Source organism: Stenotrophomonas sp. YJH_SMC_37, assembly GCF_059370035.1.
In genome coordinates this window covers 1-16848 of sequence record NZ_JCAFTG010000025.1, presented here as the reverse complement: position 1 = coordinate 16848, position 16848 = coordinate 1, and the positions used below count along the sequence as shown (strand labels likewise).

The following is a 16848-nucleotide window of genomic DNA, read 5'->3' as shown; positions in this document are numbered from 1 at the left end:
GAAATGGTGATGCCGGGTGACAACGTCAAGATGGTCGTCACCCTGATCAACCCGGTGGCGATGGACGAAGGCCTGCGCTTCGCCATCCGCGAAGGCGGCCGCACCGTCGGCGCCGGCGTGGTCTCGAAGATCATCGAGTAAGCCTGCAGTACCGGTGGTTGCATAGCGCCGCCGGTTACGCGAATGGCGGGCCGGGAACCTCGGTCCGCCTTCGCCGTCTAAGGGAAGGCAAGTTTCAACACGTACGCCAGTAGCTCAATTGGCAGAGCAGCGGTCTCCAAAACCGCAGGTTGGGGGTTCGAGTCCCTCCTGGCGTGCCATCTGCCCACCTTATCCAGCGGCCTGGGCCGCTAAAGCAGACACAGCCGGATGAATAGCAAGATCGAACACTCCAAGGACAACTCCGCCAATGGCGGGGATATCGTCAAGTACGTCGCCGCATCGCTGCTGGTGCTGGCCGGTCTGTTCGTCTGGTTCTGGTTCTCCGCCGATTCCGGTCGCGCCACCCAGCTGGGTGCGTGGGCGGGTCAGCTGCGTGCGTTGGCGGTTGTGGTCGGTCTGGTTGGCGGTATCGGCGTGTTCATGCTGACCGGCAAGGGGCGCGACACCCGCGAATTCCTCTCCGAGTCGCGCTTCGAACTGCGCAAGGTGGTCTGGCCGACGCGCCAGGAAGCCATCCGCATGACCTGGGTCGTGATGGTGGTGGTGACCATTCTCAGTCTGTTGCTGGGTGGGTTCGATTACGTCATTCAGTGGCTGGTTCAGTTGTTCCTGAGCCGCTAAGGAGAATTGCATGAAGCGTTGGTACGTCGTTCACGCCTATTCGGGCTTCGAGAAGTCGGTGGCGCAGGCCCTGCGCGATCGCATCGTCCGTGACGGCATGGAAGAGCGCTTCGGCGATGTCCTGGTCCCGACCGAAGAAGTGGTCGAGATGCGCGCTGGCCAGAAGCGCCGCTCCGAGCGCAAGTTCTTCCCGGGTTATGTGCTGGTCCAGATCGAGACCCACGAAGAAGCCGGCATTCCGCGCATCGACAACGAAAGCTGGCATCTGGTCAAGGAAACCCCGCGCGTCATGGGCTTCATCGGCGGCACCGCCGACCGTCCGCTGCCGATCGCCGATTCCGAGGCCGAGGCCATCCTGAACCGCGTTCAGGAAGGTGTCGAGAAGCCGCGTCCGAAGGTGCTGTTCGAGCCGGGCCAGATGGTCCGCGTCACTGATGGCCCGTTCAACGATTTCAATGGCGTCGTCGAAGAAGTCAACTACGAGAAGAGCCGTCTGCGCGTTTCCGTGCTGATCTTCGGTCGCGCTACTCCGGTCGAACTCGAGTTCGGCCAGGTCGAAAAAGCCGTCTGATCCAACTGCAGAGTCGAGCCATGCTCGGCTCCTGAACAGAAACCGGGCTTGGCCCGGTTTCTCTCGTTTATGTGCCACTTCAGGCATGTGAAGAAAAAACCTGATATAGTGCGCGGCTCCCCGCTGGGAAGCCAGCAGGATGAGGCCGCCGCAAGGCGGCCTTCAGCATGATTTCAAAACGCGATGCCGGGACGCGTGATTCCCGGTCCGATGGGGAGCCTGTTGTCGAAAGGCGCTAGCACCCGGAGAGTACTCACATGGCAAAGAAAGTTGTCGGTTACATCAAGCTGCAGGTGAAGGCCGGTCAGGCCAACCCCTCGCCGCCGGTCGGCCCTGCGCTGGGTCAGCGCGGTCTGAACATCATGGAATTCTGCAAGGCGTTCAACGCTGCCACGCAGAAGCTCGAGCCGGGCCTGCCGGTTCCGGTGATCATCACGGCCTACTCGGACCGTACGTTCACCTTCATCACCAAGAGCACCCCGGCCACCACCCTGCTGAAGAAGGCTGCTGGCATCTCGTCGGGCTCCAAGCGCCCGAACACCGAGAAGGTCGGCAAGGTCACCCGTAAGCAGCTGGAAGAGATCGCCAAGGCGAAGGAACCGGATCTGACTGCCGCCGATCTGGACGCCGCCGTGCGTACCATCGCTGGCTCTGCCCGTTCCATGGGCCTCGTGGTGGAGGGTTAATAAGATGGCACAGACCAAGCGTGAGAAGGCCATCAAGGCCGCCGTCGTCCCGGGCAAGGCATACGCCTTCGAGGACGCGATCAACATCCTGAAGACCGCCACCAAGGCCAAGTTCGTCGAGTCGATCGACGTCGCTGTGCGCCTGGGCGTCGATGCGAAGAAGTCCGACCAGCAGGTCCGTGGCTCCACCGTGCTGCCGGCCGGTACCGGCAAGTCGGTCCGCGTCGCCGTGTTCGCTCCGGCCGGTGCCAAGGCTGACGAAGCCCTGGCCGCTGGCGCCGAAGCCGTCGGCATGGATGATCTGGCCGAGAAGATGCAGGCCGGCGATCTGAACTACGACGTCGTCATCGCGACCCCGGACGCCATGCGCGTCGTCGGCAAGCTGGGCACCGTGCTGGGCCCGCGTGGCCTGATGCCGAACCCGAAGGTCGGCACCGTTTCCCCGAACCCGGGTGAAGCCGTGAAGAACGCCAAGTCGGGCCAGGTCCGTTACCGTACCGACAAGGCCGGCATCATCCACTGCACCATCGGCAAGGCCGACTTCGCCGAAGACGCGCTGAAGTCGAACCTGACCGCGCTGCTGCTGGACCTGATCAAGGCCAAGCCGGCCACCTCCAAGGGCACCTACCTGCAGAAGGTTTCGGTCAGCTCGACGATGGGCCCGGGCGTCACCGTCGACCAGTCGTCGCTGACCCTGAAGTAATTGTTTCAAGCGGTCACGGTACCTTCGGTGCCGTGACCGTGACATTTGAAGGCATCGCTGGCAGTGCATCGCCCGCGGTAGCCGTCAAAGACCGCAGGCGCGGTCGTGGCAATACCGGCGACGGGCAGGGAAGCTCGACCTGGCAAGGAGTCGCCGCCGGAGCAGTCATGAACGCTTAATCGATTCCCCGGAATCACCCTGCGTAGATGGTGCCCTTCTGGAGTTTTTCTGGTTCACGCACGTCTGGGTTTCCCCAGGTTGGCCCACTCCAGGTCTAGAACGGCCCACCCCCGGAACATCATCCCGATGTTCCCGGCGTCCAGGACGGATGCCGCACAGGACCGCACACGGCAGGAGCCGTAAGCGGAGTTCAATAGGAGGAGTGCAATGGCTCTCAATCTGTCCCAGAAGCAAGAAGTAGTCGCCGAGCTGGCAGACGTCGCCGCCAAGGCCCACTCCTTGATCGCAGCCGAATACGCTGGCACCACGGTCGCCCAGATGACCGCGATGCGCAAGCAGGCTCGTGAAACCGGTGTTTTCTTGAAGGTTGTCAAGAACACCCTGGCTTCGCGCGCCGTTGAAGGCACCGAGTTCGCAGTCGCCCAGGACCAGATGGTTGGTCCGCTGCTGTACGCGTTCTCGCTCGAGGAGCCCGGCGCTGCCGGTCGCCTGATCAAGGAAGCCGCCAAGGGCAACGACAAGCTGAAGGCTAAGGTCGTCGCCATCGGTGGCGAAGTGTTCCCGGCAAGCCACGTCGAAGTGCTGGCCTCGCTGCCGACCCGCGACCAGGCCCTGGCCATGCTGGCCCGCGTCCTGACCGAGCCGGTCACGATGTTTGCCCGCGCCATCAAGGCCGTTGGCGAGAAGCAGGGTGGTGGCGACGTCGCTGCCGACGCTGCCGAGCCGGCCGCCGAGACCGCCTGAGTTTCGACTTATCGTGGTTCCTGACGGAACCTCAACCCAGAAAATCATCCAAAGGTATTAATCATGTCCCTTACCAACGAACAGATCGTCGACGCCATCGCCGAGAAGTCCCTGATGGAAGTGATGGAGCTGGTCAAGGCCATCGAAGAGAAGTTCGGCGTCTCCGCCGCTGCTCCGGTTGCCGTGGCTGCCGCCGCTGGCCCGGCCGCTGCTGTTGAAGAGCAGACCGAGTTCACCGTCACCCTGAAGTCGGCCGGCGACAAGAAGGTCGAAGTCATCAAGGCCGTCCGCGCCATCACCGGCCTGGGCCTGAAGGAAGCGAAGGACCTGGCCGAAGCCGGTGGCGTCCTGAAGGAAGGCGCTTCGAAGGAAGACGCCGAGAAGATGAAGAAGGACCTGGAAGCTGCTGGCGCGACTGTCGAAGTCAAGTAAGCAGTTACCTTGCATCGTCATCGATTCGCGGCGATGCAGCCAAGGCTGGGGGCGTAAGCCCCCGGCCTTTGGTCGTTGTTGCGGTGGTGTAGAGTCGACTGTTGGTCGACTGCTGTGAAGGAAGTCGACCAACAGTCGACTCTACCGTTTCAAAAGCAGGAAAAAGCCCAACACGGGCTGCAGTCAAACCCCGGCAGGCCAGCGCACGGCGCGGCAGCGGGGGCGTGGTAGCAGACGAGTTGGCAGTTGGAAGTAGCGGGAGAAGGCGTGCTGGTGCCGGCAATACCAGCGACTTCCAACTGACAATTTCAAGTTCCCTTCAGGGTCGTGGACGCACGGCCCGCACAACAAGGTGGAAGACCTCATGACGTCCTATTCGTTCACCGAAAAAAAGCGTATCCGCAAGGATTTCGGCAAGCAGCGCTCGATTCTCGAAGTGCCGTTCCTGCTCGCCATCCAGGTGGATTCCTATCGTGAATTCCTGCAGGAAAACGTCGATCCGGCCAAGCGCACGGACCACGGCCTGCATGCTGCGCTGAAGTCGGTCTTCCCGATCGCCAGCTACAGCGGCAATGCTGCCCTGGAATACGTCGGCTACAAGCTGGGCGAACCGGTCTTCGACGAGCGTGAGTGCCGCCAGCGCGGCATGAGCTACGGCGCCCCGCTGCGCGTCACCGTGCGCCTGGTGATCTACGACCGTGAGTCGTCGACCAAGGCCATCAAGTACGTGAAGGAGCAGGAGGTCTATCTGGGCGAAATCCCGCTGATGACCGAGAACGGCACCTTCATCGTCAACGGTACCGAGCGCGTCATCGTCTCGCAGCTGCACCGCTCGCCGGGCGTGTTCTTCGACCACGACCGCGGCAAGACCCACAGCTCGGGCAAGCTGCTGTACAGCGCCCGCATCATTCCTTACCGCGGTTCCTGGCTGGACTTCGAGTTCGACCCGAAGGATGCGCTGTTCACCCGTATCGACCGCCGCCGCAAGCTGCCGGTGTCGATCCTGCTGCGCGCGCTTGGTTACAGCAACGAAGAGATGCTGGCCGAGTTCTTCGAGATCAACACCTTCCACATCAACCCGGATGAAGGCGTCCAGCTGGAGCTGGTGCCCGAGCGCCTGCGTGGTGAAACCCTGGGCTTCGACCTCGCCGACGGCGACAAGGTCATCGTGGAAGCCGGCAAGCGCATCACCGCGCGCCACATCAAGCAGCTGGAAGCCTCGGGCATCGCCGCCCTGGCCGTGCCGGACGACTACATCGTCGGCCGCATCCTGTCGCACGACGTGGTCGATGCCTCGACCGGCGAACTGCTGGCCCAGGCCAACGACGAGATCACCGACGAACAGCTGCAGGCCTTCCGCAAGGCCGGCGTGGACGCGGTCGGCACCCTGTGGGTGAACGACCTGGATCGTGGTCCGTACCTGTCCAACACCCTGCGCATCGACCCGACCAAGACCCAGCTGGAAGCGCTGGTCGAGATCTACCGCATGATGCGTCCGGGCGAGCCGCCGACCAAGGATGCCGCGCAGAACCTGTTCCACAACCTGTTCTTCACCTTCGAGCGCTACGACCTGTCCGCGGTCGGCCGCATGAAGTTCAACCGTCGCGTGGGCCGCAAGGAAACCACCGGCGAAGCCGTGCTGTACGACAGCAAGTACTTCGGTGAGCGCAACGACGAAGAGTCCAAGCGCCTGGTCGCCGCCCACGGCGACAGCTCCGACATCCTCGACGTGATCAAGGTCCTGACCGAGATCCGCAACGGTCGCGGCGTGGTCGACGACATCGATCACCTGGGCAACCGTCGCGTGCGCTCGGTCGGTGAAATGGCCGAGAACGTGTTCCGCGTGGGCCTGGTCCGCGTCGAGCGCGCGGTCAAGGAGCGCCTGTCGATGGCCGAGTCGGAAGGCCTGACCCCTCAGGAGCTGATCAACGCCAAGCCGGTCGCCGCTGCCATCAAGGAGTTCTTCGGTTCCTCGCAGCTGTCGCAGTTCATGGATCAGAACAACCCGCTGTCGGAAGTGACGCACAAGCGTCGCGTCTCGGCCCTGGGCCCGGGCGGCCTGACCCGCGAGCGCGCCGGCTTCGAAGTGCGCGACGTGCACCCGACCCATTACGGCCGCGTCTGCACCATCGAAACCCCGGAAGGCCCGAACATCGGCCTGATCAACTCGCTGGCCGTGTACGCCCGCACCAACCAGTACGGTTTCCTCGAGACCCCGTATCGAAAGGTCGTGGACGGCAAGGTCTATGACGAAGTCGAGTTCCTGTCGGCGATCGAAGAAAACGAGTACGTCATTGCGCAGGCCAACGCGCTGACCGACGCCAAGGGCACCCTGACCGAGCAGTTCGTGCCGTGCCGCTTCCAGGGCGAATCGCTGCTGAAGCCGCCGGCGGAAGTGCACTTCATGGACGTCTCGCCGATGCAGACCGTGTCGATCGCGGCCGCGCTGGTTCCGTTCCTGGAGCACGATGACGCCAACCGCGCACTGATGGGCGCCAACATGCAGCGTCAGGCCGTGCCGACCCTGCGTGCGCAGAAGCCGCTGGTGGGTACCGGCATCGAGCGCGCCGTGGCGCGTGACTCCGGCGTGACCGTGAACGCCCGCCGTGGTGGCGAGATCGTGCAGATCGACGCAGCCCGCATCGTGGTCAAGGTCAACGAGGAAGAGATCGTTGGCGCCACCGACGCGGGCGTGGACATCTACAACCTGGTCAAGTACACCCGTTCGAACCAGAACACCTGCATCAACCAGCGTCCGCTGGTCCAGGTGGGTGACGTCATCGCCCGCGGTGACGTGCTGGCCGACGGTCCGTCCACCGACATCGGCGAACTGGCCCTGGGCCAGAACATGCTGATCGCGTTCATGCCGTGGAACGGCTACAACTTCGAAGACTCCATCCTGCTGTCCGAGCGCGTGGTGGAAGAAGATCGTTACACCACGATCCACATCGAAGAGCTGACCTGCGTCGCGCGTGACACCAAGCTGGGGCCGGAGGAAATCTCCGCCGACATCCCGAACGTCTCCGAGCAGGCGCTGAACCGCCTGGACGAGAGCGGCGTGGTGTACATCGGTGCGGAAGTCCGTGCCGGCGACATCCTGGTCGGCAAGGTCACCCCGAAGGGCGAAAGCCAGCTGACTCCGGAAGAGAAGCTGCTGCGCGCGATCTTCGGCGAGAAGGCTTCGGACGTGAAGGACAGCTCGCTGCGCGTTCCGCCGGGCATGGACGGCACCGTCATCGACGTGCAGGTCTTCACCCGCGACGGCATCGAGAAGGACAAGCGCGCCCGCCAGATCGAAGAGTCTGAAATCAAGCGCGTCAAGAAGGACTTCGACGACCAGTTCCGCATCCTGGAGGCCGCCATCTACATGCGTCTGCGTTCGCAGATCGTGGGCAAGGTGGTCAACGGTGGCGCTGGCCTGAAGAAGGGTGACGTGATCACCGACGCCTTCCTGGACGGCCTGAAGAAGGCTGACTGGTTCGCCCTGCGCATGAAGGACGAAGACGCTTCGGAAGCCATCGAGCGCGCACAGAAGCAGATCCAGGCGCACGAGAAGGAATTCGAGCGTCGCTTCGCCGACAAGCGCGGCAAGATCACCGCCGGTGACGACCTCGCCCCGGGCGTGCTGAAGATGGTCAAGGTGTTCCTGGCCGTGAAGCGCCGCATCCAGCCGGGCGACAAGATGGCCGGCCGCCACGGCAACAAGGGTGTGGTCTCCAACGTGGTGCCGGTCGAGGACATGCCGTACATGGCCTCGGGCGAAACCGTGGATATCGTGCTGAACCCGCTGGGCGTGCCGTCGCGCATGAACATCGGCCAGATCCTGGAAGTGCACCTGGGCTGGGCCGCCAAGGGCCTGGGTCGCAAGATCCAGGCGATGCTGGAAGCCCAGGCGGCGGTGGCCGACCTGCGCAAGTTCCTGGACGACATCTACAACCACGACGATACCAACGTGGCCAACCGTGTCGACCTGTCGCAGTTCAGCGACGAGGAACTGCTGCGCCTGGCCCGCAACCTGACCGACGGCGTGCCGATGGCCACCCCGGTGTTCGACGGCGCCACCGAAGCGGAAATCAAGCGCATGCTGGAACTGGCCGACCTGCCGAGCAGTGGCCAGACCCAGCTGTACGACGGCCGCACCGGTGAAGCATTCGATCGCCACACCACGGTTGGCTACATGCACTACCTGAAGCTGAACCACCTGGTCGACGACAAGATGCACGCCCGTTCGACCGGCCCGTACTCGCTCGTCACCCAGCAGCCGCTGGGCGGCAAGGCGCAGTTCGGCGGCCAGCGCTTCGGTGAAATGGAAGTCTGGGCGCTGGAAGCCTACGGCGCGGCCTACACCCTGCAGGAAATGCTGACGGTGAAGTCCGACGACGTGCAGGGCCGCAACCAGATGTACAAGAACATCGTCGACGGTGAGCACGAGATGGTCGCGGGCATGCCGGAATCCTTCAACGTGCTCGTGAAGGAAATCCGCTCGCTGGCCATCAACATGGAACTGGAAGACAACTGATCCATGCCGGCGCGGCGGCCTCCACCGCCGCGCCGCTGGCAGTGAACTGAAAGCCCATCGACACAGCATTCCTCCTTCTGGAGAACACCATGAAAGACCTGCTCAACCTCTTCAACCAGCAGCGCCAGACGCTGGACTTCGACGCGATCAAGATCGCGCTGGCCTCGCCGGACCTGATCCGTTCGTGGTCCTTCGGCGAAGTGAAGAAGCCGGAAACCATCAACTACCGCACCTTCAAGCCGGAACGCGACGGCCTGTTCTGCGCCGCCATCTTCGGACCGGTGAAGGACTACGAGTGCCTGTGCGGCAAGTACAAGCGCATGAAGCACCGCGGCGTGGTCTGCGAAAAGTGCGGCACCGAAGTGACCCTGGCCAAGGTGCGCCGCGAGCGCATGGGCCACATCGACCTGGCCTCGCCGGTCGCCCACATCTGGTTCCTGAAGTCGCTGCCGTCGCGCATCGGCCTGATGCTGGACATGACCCTGCGCGACATCGAGCGCGTGCTGTATTTCGAAGCCTACGTGGTGACCGAGCCGGGCCTGACCGCCCTGGAACGCCGCCAGCTGCTGACCGAGGAACAGTACCTGCAGGCCCGCCAGGAGCACGGTGACGACTTCGACGCCGCGATGGGCGCCGAGGCCGTGTACGAACTGCTGCGCACGATCGACCTGCAGTCGGAAATGACCCGCCTGCGCGAGGAAATCGCCGCTACCGGTTCGGAAACCAAGCTCAAGCGCCTCACCAAGCGCATCAAGCTGATCGAAGCCTTCCTGGAATCGGGCAACCGTCCGGAATGGATGGTCATGACCGTGCTGCCGGTGCTGCCGCCGGACCTGCGTCCGCTGGTCCCGCTGGATGGCGGCCGCTTCGCGACCTCCGACCTGAACGACCTGTACCGCCGCGTCATCAACCGCAACAACCGCCTGCGCCGCCTGCTCGAACTGAGCGCGCCGGACATCATCGTGCGCAATGAAAAGCGCATGCTGCAGGAGTCGGTCGATGCGCTGCTGGACAACGGCCGTCGTGGCCGTGCCATCACCGGCACCAACAAGCGCCCGCTGAAGTCGCTGGCCGACATGATCAAGGGCAAGCAGGGTCGCTTCCGCCAGAACCTGCTCGGCAAGCGCGTCGACTACTCGGGCCGTTCGGTCATCGTGGTCGGCCCGTACCTGCGCCTGCACCAGTGCGGCCTGCCGAAGAAGATGGCGCTCGAGCTGTTCAAGCCGTTCGTCTTCGCCAAGCTGCAGCGTCGTGGCCTGGCCACCACCATCAAGGCCGCCAAGAAGCTGGTCGAGCGCGAAGAAGCCGAAGTCTGGGACATCCTGGAAGAGGTCATCCGCGAGCATCCGGTGATGCTGAACCGTGCGCCGACCCTGCACCGTCTGGGTATCCAGGCGTTCGAGCCGGTGCTGATCGAAGGCAAGGCCATCCAGCTGCACCCGCTGGTCTGCACCGCGTTCAACGCCGACTTCGACGGTGACCAGATGGCCGTCCACGTGCCGCTCTCGCTGGAAGCCCAGCTGGAAGCGCGTGCGCTGATGATGTCGACCAACAACATCCTGTCGCCGGCCAACGGCGAGCCGATCATCGTACCGTCGCAGGACGTCGTGCTGGGTCTGTACTACATGACCCGCTCGCTGGAGAACAAGAAGGGCGAGGGCATGGCCTTCGCCAACATCGCCGAAGTCAAGCGCGCCTACGACAACCGCGTGGTGGAACTGCACGCCAAGGTCAAGGTCCGCATCACCGAGGTGGTGACCGACGAAGATGGCAACAAGCAGAACAAGACCTCGATCGTGGACACCACGATCGGTCGCGCCCTGCTGGCTGAAATCCTGCCGGAAGGCCTGCCGTTCGCACTGGCCAATGTCGAACTGACCAAGAAGAACATCAGCCGCCTGATCAACTCCAGCTACCGCCAGCTGGGCCTGAAGGACACGGTCGTGTTCGCTGACAAGCTGATGTACACCGGCTTCGCCTACGCGACCCGTGCCGGCGTCTCGATCGGCATCGACGACATGCTGATCCCGGACGAGAAGAAGGGCATCCTCACCGAGGCCGAAGCCGAAGTGCTGGAAATCCAGGAGCAGTACCAGTCGGGCCTGGTCACCGCCGGCGAGCGCTACAACAAGGTGGTCGACATCTGGTCGCGCACCAACGAGCGCATCGCCAAGGCGATGATGGACACCATCGGTACCGAGAAGGTGGTCAATGCCAAGGGTGAGACCATCGACCAGAAGTCGATGAACTCGCTGTACATCATGGCCGACTCCGGTGCGCGTGGTTCGCAGGCGCAGATCCGTCAGCTGGCCGGCATGCGCGGCCTGATGGCCCGCCCGGACGGCTCGATCATCGAGACGCCCATCAAGGCGAACTTCCGCGAAGGCCTGAACGTGCAGGAGTACTTCAACTCCACCCACGGTGCCCGTAAGGGTCTGGCCGATACCGCGCTGAAGACCGCGAACTCGGGTTACCTGACCCGTCGTCTGGTCGACGTCGCGCAGGACGTGGTGATCACCGAGGTGGATTGCGGTACCACCGAAGGCCTGATCATGACCCCGATCGTGGAAGGCGGCGACGTGGTCGAGCCGCTGAAGGACCGCGTGCTGGGTCGCGTGGTGGCCGAGGACGTGTTCCTGCCGGGCAACGATGAAGATCCGATCGTCACCCGCAACACCCTGCTGGACGAAGCCTGGGTGGCCAAGCTGGAAGATGCCGGCGTGCAGACCATCAAGGTCCGCTCGACCATCTCCTGCGAATCGGCCTTCGGTGTCTGCTCGCGCTGCTACGGCCGCGATCTGGCCCGCGGCCACCTGGTCAACATCGGTGAAGCGGTCGGCGTCATCGCCGCCCAGTCCATCGGTGAGCCGGGTACCCAGCTGACCATGCGTACGTTCCACATCGGTGGTGCGGCGTCGCGAGCTGCTGCGGTCGACAACATCACCGTCAAGACCACCGGCTCGGTCAAGTTCAGCAACCTCAAGTCGGTCGAGCACGCCAACGGCTCGCTGGTGGCGGTGTCGCGCTCGGGCGAAATCTCGGTGCTCGATGCCCACGGTCGTGAGCGTGAGCGTTACAAGCTGCCGTACGGTGCGACCATCACGTCCAAGGACGGTGATGCGATCAAGGCTGGCCAGACCGTGGCCAACTGGGATCCGCATAACCACCCGATCGTGTCGGAAGTGGCCGGCTTCATCCGCTTCATCGACTTCGTCGACGGCATCACCGTCATCGAGAAGACCGACGAGCTGACCGGCCTTGCCTCGCGCGAAATCACCGATCCGAAGCGTCGTGGTACCCAGGCCAAGGACCTGCGCCCGATCGTGCGCATCGTCGACGCCAAGGGCAATGACCTGTCGATCCCGGGCACCGATCTGCCGGCGCAGTACCTGCTGCCGCCGCGCTCGATCGTCAACCTGCAGGACGGCGCTGCCGTCGGCGTGGGTGACGTGGTCGCCAAGATTCCGCAGGAAGCGTCGAAGACCCGCGACATCACCGGTGGTCTGCCGCGCGTGGCCGATCTGTTCGAAGCCCGCAAGCCGAAGGATCCGGCGGTGCTGGCCGAGCGTTCGGGCATCATCAGCTTCGGCAAGGACACCAAGGGCAAGCAGCGCCTGATCATCAAGGACACCGATGGTTCGGAGCACGAAGAGCTGATCCCGAAGTACCGCCAGGTCATCGTGTTCGAAGGCGAGCATGTCACCAAGGGTGAAACCATCGTGGACGGCGAGCCGAGCCCGCAGGACATCCTGCGCCTGCTGGGTGTCGAACCGCTGGCTGCCTACCTGGTGAAGGAAATCCAGGACGTGTATCGCCTGCAGGGCGTGAAGATCAACGACAAGCACATCGAGGTGATCACCCGCCAGATGCTGCGCAAGGTCGAGATCACCGACCAGGGCAGCAGCAAGTTCCTGAACGGCGAACAGGTGGAGCGCCAGCGCGTTATCGAGGAGAATGCGCGCCTCGCGGCCCGCAACGAGCTGCCGGCTCGTTTCGATCCGGTGCTGCTGGGTATCACCAAGGCCTCGCTGGCGACTGAATCGTTCATCTCGGCCGCGTCGTTCCAGGAAACCACCCGTGTGTTGACCGAAGCGGCCGTCCGCGGCACCTCGGACAACCTGCGCGGCCTGAAGGAAAACGTCATCGTGGGTCGCCTGATTCCGGCCGGTACCGGCCTGGCGTACCACAGCAACCGCCGCCGCGGCGCCTCCGGCCTTACCGAGTCGGAAATGCAGACCCTGGCCGGCACTCCGGCTGCGGTCGAGGCAGCGGTGGTTGAAGCCGAAGCTGAACAGGCCTCGGGCGAAGAATGATGCATCCGGTCCGGCCGCAAGGCCGGACCACCCGGGCGGTAGAGTCGACTGTTGGTCGACTGCCATCGAGAGTCGGCTAACAGTCGACTCTACCGGCGCAGGGCAGGGTGGACCTCGTGGTTCACCCCGCCAACCTGAACGGGGTACATGGAGGCCCCCCAGTAACGTTCCGGGATCAGGAGCGGGCTTGACAGGAGGCGTTTGACTGCTTTCCTGGCAGGTTGCTACAATCGTCTGTCTCAGCAGGCCAGAATTTTGGCCTGCTTTAACATTTCCGCATCTCTGGCCGGATTTTCCGGCCACCAATCAGAAGAACCTACTGATGGCGACGATCAACCAGCTGGTCCGCAAGCCGCGGCAAGCGACCACCTACAAGAGTGCCTCGCCGGCGCTCGACAAGTGCCCGCAGCGCCGTGGCGTCTGCACCCGTGTCTACACCACCACTCCGAAGAAGCCGAACTCGGCTCTGCGCAAGGTTGCCAAGGTCCGCCTGACCAACCAGGAAGAAGTGATTTCCTACATCGGTGGTGAAGGCCACAACCTGCAGGAGCACTCCGTGGTCCTGATCCGCGGCGGTCGCGTCAAGGACCTGCCGGGTGTGCGTTACCACACCGTTCGTGGCTCGCTCGACGCCGCCGGCGTTGCCAAGCGTCGCCAGGCCCGTTCCAAGTACGGCGCCAAGCGTCCGAAGGCATAAGGAGAGAGCACAATGTCGCGTAAGGGTAATACTCCGCAGCGTTCCGTCCTGCCCGATCCGAAGCACGGAAGCGAAACCATCGCCCGTTTCATCAACATGGTCATGCAGAGCGGCAAGAAGTCCGTCGCCGAGAAGATCGTGTACGGCGCCATGGACGTGATCACCGAGAAGAACAGCAGCGCCAACGCCATTGAACTGGTGCAGAAGGCTCTGGACAACGTCGCTCCGGCGGTCGAAGTCAAGTCGCGCCGCGTCGGTGGTGCCACCTACCAGGTGCCGGTCGAAGTGCGTTCGTCGCGCAAGATGGCCCTGGCCATGCGCTGGCTGATCGACTCCGCGCGCAAGCGCGGCGAGAACACCATGCCGAAGAAGCTGGCTGCTGAACTGATCGACGCCTCGGAAAACCGTGGCGGCGCCATCAAGAAGCGCGAAGAAACCCACCGCATGGCCGAAGCCAACAAGGCATTCGCCCACTACCGCTGGTGAGTTTGACGGCCTTGTAAAACAGGCAGGGCAGCACCACTTCGGTGCGTGCTGCCTCGCGGTCCCAGAAAGACTGCGCCAATCCGAAGGCCGCCGAAAGGCGGCGTTCGGCCATCCGAAATCCAAGAAATCTGAGAGGCTCCCGTGGCCCGTTCCACTCCCATCGAGCGTTACCGTAACTTCGGCATCATGGCTCACATCGATGCCGGCAAGACCACCACGTCCGAGCGCATCCTGTTCTACACCGGCAAGAGCCACAAGATCGGTGAAGTGCACGACGGCGCCGCCACCATGGACTGGATGGAGCAGGAGCAGGAGCGTGGCATCACGATCCAGTCCGCTGCCACCACCGCGTTCTGGAAGGGCATGGACAAGTCCCTGCCGGAGCACCGCTTCAACATCATCGACACCCCGGGGCACGTCGACTTCACCATCGAAGTTGAGCGCTCGCTGCGCGTGCTCGACGGTGCCGTCTTCGTCCTGTGCGCCGTCGGTGGCGTGCAGCCGCAGTCGGAAACCGTGTGGCGCCAGGCCAACAAGTACCACGTGCCGCGCATCGCGTTCGTCAACAAGATGGACCGCACCGGTGCCAACTTCCAGAAGGTCGTCGGCCAGCTGAAGGCCAAGCTGGGCGCGGTTGCCGTGCCGATGCAGCTGCCGATCGGCGCTGAAGACAACTTCAAGGGCGTTGTCGACCTGCTGAAGATGAAGGCCATCCACTGGGATGAAGCCTCGCAGGGCATGAAGTTCGAGTACAGCGACATCCCGGCCGATCTGCAGGCGGCTGCGGAAGAAGCTCGCCAGTTCATGGTCGAGACCGCTGCTGAAGCCAGCGAAGAGCTGATGGAAAAGTACCTGGGCGGCGAAGAGCTGGCCGAGGCCGAAATCATCAACGCGCTGCGTACCCGTACCCTGGCCACCGAGATCGTGCCGATGTACTGCGGCTCGGCCTTCAAGAACAAGGGCGTGCAGGCCATGCTGGACGGCGTGATCCAGCTGCTGCCGTCGCCGGTCGACGTGCCGGACGTGAAGGGCGTGGACGTTGACGACGACACCGTCGAAATGACCCGCAAGTCGGACGACAAGGCGCCGTTCTCGTCGCTGGCCTTCAAGATCATCACCGACCCGTTCGTCGGCGCGCTGACCTTCTTCCGTGTCTACTCGGGCACCCTGAACGGTGGCGACACCGTGCTGAACTCGGTGAAGGGCAAGAAGGAGCGCATCGGCCGCATCCTGCAGATGCACTCGAACAACCGCGAGGAAATCAAGGAAGTTCTGGCTGGTGACATCGCTGCTGCCGTGGGCCTGAAGGACACCACCACCGGTGACACCCTGTGCGCCGTGGATGCCCCGATCATCCTGGAGCGCATGACGTTCCCGGAGCCGGTGATCTCCATGGCCGTCGAGCCGAAGACCAAGTCGGACCAGGAAAAGATGGGTCTGGCGCTGGGTCGCCTGGCGCAGGAAGATCCGTCGTTCCGCGTCAAGACCGACGAAGAATCCGGCCAGACCATCATCTCGGGCATGGGCGAGCTGCACCTGGACATCATCGTCGACCGCCTGAAGCGCGAGTTCAACGTTGAAGCCAACGTCGGCGCGCCGCAGGTGGCCTACCGCGAAACCATCACCCTGGCTGACGTCAAGTCGGACTACAAGCACGCCAAGCAGTCCGGTGGTAAGGGTCAGTACGGTCACGTCGTGATCGAGCTGTCGCCGATCACCGCTGAAGATCGTGCCGATCCGAAGATCGCTCCGATGATCAAGGACGATTTCCTGTTCATCAACGACATCACCGGCGGCGTGATCCCGAAGGAATTCATTCCGTCGGTTGAAAAGGGCCTGCGCGAAACCATCACCAGCGGCCCGCTGGCTGGCTTCCCGGTCGTGGACGTCAAGGTGAAGCTGGTGTTCGGTTCGTACCACGACGTCGACTCCTCGGAAATGGCGTTCAAGCTGGCTTCGTCGATGGCCTTCAAGCAGGGCTTCGCCAAGGCCAAGCCGGTGCTGCTGGAGCCGATCATGAAGGTCGAGATCGTGACCCCGGAGGATTACCAGGGTGACGTGATGGGCGACGTCAGCCGTCGTCGCGGCGTGCTGCAGGGTTCCGACACCACCGGTGACGGTTCGGCCAGCATCATCAACGCGATGATCCCGCTGGGTGAAATGTTCGGCTACGCCACTGCGCTGCGTTCGCAGACCCAGGGCCGCGCCACCTTCACCATGGAATTTGATCACTACGAGCCGGCTCCGACCAACATCGCCGAAGCCGTCATGAAGAAGGGCTGAGCCTCGCTCAGCCTCTCTTGAAACCATTTACGAACAATCAAGGTATAGAACAATGGCAAAGGGTAAGTTCGAGCGCACCAAGCCGCACGTCAACGTCGGCACCATCGGTCACGTCGACCACGGCAAGACCACGCTGACCGCTGCACTGACCAAGATCGGTGCCGAGCGCTTCGGTGGCGAGTTCAAGGATTACTCCTCGATCGACGCCGCTCCGGAAGAAAAGGCACGTGGCATCACGATCTCGACCGCGCACGTCGAATACGAATCCCCGATCCGTCACTACGCCCACGTTGACTGCCCGGGCCACGCCGACTACGTCAAGAACATGATCACCGGTGCCGCCCAGATGGACGGCGCGATCCTGGTGTGCTCGGCCGCTGACGGCCCGATGCCGCAGACCCGCGAGCACATCCTGCTGTCGCGTCAGGTCGGCGTGCCGTACATCGTCGTG

13 protein-coding genes and 1 tRNA gene are annotated in these 16848 nt (G+C 63.3%); all 14 read left to right on the top strand.

The window, feature by feature from the left end; genetic code table 11:
- The coding region (locus AC5P8J_RS20055; RefSeq protein WP_487247787.1) for an EF-Tu C-terminal domain-related protein at positions 1–141 on the top strand (141 nt) is incomplete at its 5' end.
- A gap of 103 nt (positions 142–244) precedes the next feature.
- Positions 245–320: transfer RNA gene (locus AC5P8J_RS20050), tRNA-Trp, on the top strand.
- Positions 321–369: 49 nt separating this feature from the next.
- On the top strand, positions 370–783 hold the full coding sequence (gene secE / locus AC5P8J_RS20045) for a preprotein translocase subunit SecE (protein ID WP_005408202.1): 414 nt from the start codon (positions 370–372) through the stop codon (positions 781–783).
- Between the two features lie 10 nt (positions 784–793).
- Positions 794–1354 carry a transcription termination/antitermination protein NusG gene (gene nusG / locus AC5P8J_RS20040; protein WP_004154362.1) on the top strand — a complete coding sequence of 187 codons (561 nt, stop codon included), beginning with the start codon at positions 794–796 and terminating at the stop codon, positions 1352–1354.
- Between the two features lie 257 nt (positions 1355–1611).
- Positions 1612–2040, top strand: a complete 429-nt coding sequence (gene rplK / locus AC5P8J_RS20035) for a 50S ribosomal protein L11 (protein ID WP_004145248.1) — start codon at positions 1612–1614, stop codon at positions 2038–2040.
- 4 nt (positions 2041–2044) lie between these two features.
- A complete protein-coding gene (gene rplA, locus AC5P8J_RS20030) occupies positions 2045–2743 on the top strand; it encodes a 50S ribosomal protein L1 (protein ID WP_014646045.1) in 699 nt (232 codons plus the stop codon).
- Positions 2744–3130: 387 nt separating this feature from the next.
- Positions 3131–3667, top strand: coding sequence for a 50S ribosomal protein L10 (gene rplJ, locus AC5P8J_RS20025; RefSeq protein ID WP_010480377.1), 537 nt, complete (start codon positions 3131–3133; stop codon positions 3665–3667).
- Between the two features lie 63 nt (positions 3668–3730).
- The gene (gene rplL / locus AC5P8J_RS20020; RefSeq protein WP_005408204.1) at positions 3731–4099 is read left to right on the top strand and encodes a 50S ribosomal protein L7/L12; all 369 of its coding nucleotides are present in this window, start codon (positions 3731–3733) and stop codon (positions 4097–4099) included.
- A gap of 364 nt (positions 4100–4463) precedes the next feature.
- On the top strand, positions 4464–8618 hold the full coding sequence (gene rpoB, locus AC5P8J_RS20015) for a DNA-directed RNA polymerase subunit beta (RefSeq protein WP_019662235.1): 4155 nt from the start codon (positions 4464–4466) through the stop codon (positions 8616–8618).
- Between the two features lie 89 nt (positions 8619–8707).
- Positions 8708–12931, top strand: coding sequence for a DNA-directed RNA polymerase subunit beta' (gene rpoC, locus AC5P8J_RS20010; RefSeq protein ID WP_019662236.1), 4224 nt, complete (start codon positions 8708–8710; stop codon positions 12929–12931).
- Positions 12932–13253: 322 nt separating this feature from the next.
- Positions 13254–13628: a 30S ribosomal protein S12 gene (gene rpsL, locus AC5P8J_RS20005; protein ID WP_004145320.1), complete on the top strand. Its 375-nt coding sequence runs from the start codon at positions 13254–13256 to the stop codon at positions 13626–13628.
- A gap of 12 nt (positions 13629–13640) precedes the next feature.
- A complete protein-coding gene (gene rpsG, locus AC5P8J_RS20000; RefSeq protein WP_004145321.1) occupies positions 13641–14114 on the top strand; it encodes a 30S ribosomal protein S7 in 474 nt (157 codons plus the stop codon).
- Positions 14115–14255: 141 nt separating this feature from the next.
- Complete coding sequence (gene fusA / locus AC5P8J_RS19995; RefSeq protein WP_019662237.1) at positions 14256–16397, top strand: elongation factor G; 2142 nt, start codon at positions 14256–14258, stop codon at positions 16395–16397.
- Positions 16398–16449: 52 nt separating this feature from the next.
- A partial coding sequence (locus tag AC5P8J_RS19990; protein ID WP_142235468.1) for a GTP-binding protein occupies positions 16450–16848 on the top strand: 399 nt, incomplete at its 3' end.

Excerpts from the sequence above, each read along its gene's own strand:
- secE (WP_005408202.1), top strand. The coding sequence starts at position 370 with ATGAATAGCAAGATCGAACACTCCAAGGACAACTCCGCCAATGGCGGG.
- nusG (WP_004154362.1), top strand. The coding sequence starts at position 794 with ATGAAGCGTTGGTACGTCGTTCACGCCTATTCGGGCTTCGAGAAGTCG.
- rplK (WP_004145248.1), top strand. The coding sequence starts at position 1,612 with ATGGCAAAGAAAGTTGTCGGTTACATCAAGCTGCAGGTGAAGGCCGGT.
- rplA (WP_014646045.1), top strand. The coding sequence starts at position 2,045 with ATGGCACAGACCAAGCGTGAGAAGGCCATCAAGGCCGCCGTCGTCCCG.
- rplJ (WP_010480377.1), top strand. The coding sequence starts at position 3,131 with ATGGCTCTCAATCTGTCCCAGAAGCAAGAAGTAGTCGCCGAGCTGGCA.
- rplL (WP_005408204.1), top strand. The coding sequence starts at position 3,731 with ATGTCCCTTACCAACGAACAGATCGTCGACGCCATCGCCGAGAAGTCC.
- rpoB (WP_019662235.1), top strand. The coding sequence starts at position 4,464 with ATGACGTCCTATTCGTTCACCGAAAAAAAGCGTATCCGCAAGGATTTC.
- rpoC (WP_019662236.1), top strand. The coding sequence starts at position 8,708 with ATGAAAGACCTGCTCAACCTCTTCAACCAGCAGCGCCAGACGCTGGAC.
- rpsL (WP_004145320.1), top strand. The coding sequence starts at position 13,254 with ATGGCGACGATCAACCAGCTGGTCCGCAAGCCGCGGCAAGCGACCACC.
- rpsG (WP_004145321.1), top strand. The coding sequence starts at position 13,641 with ATGTCGCGTAAGGGTAATACTCCGCAGCGTTCCGTCCTGCCCGATCCG.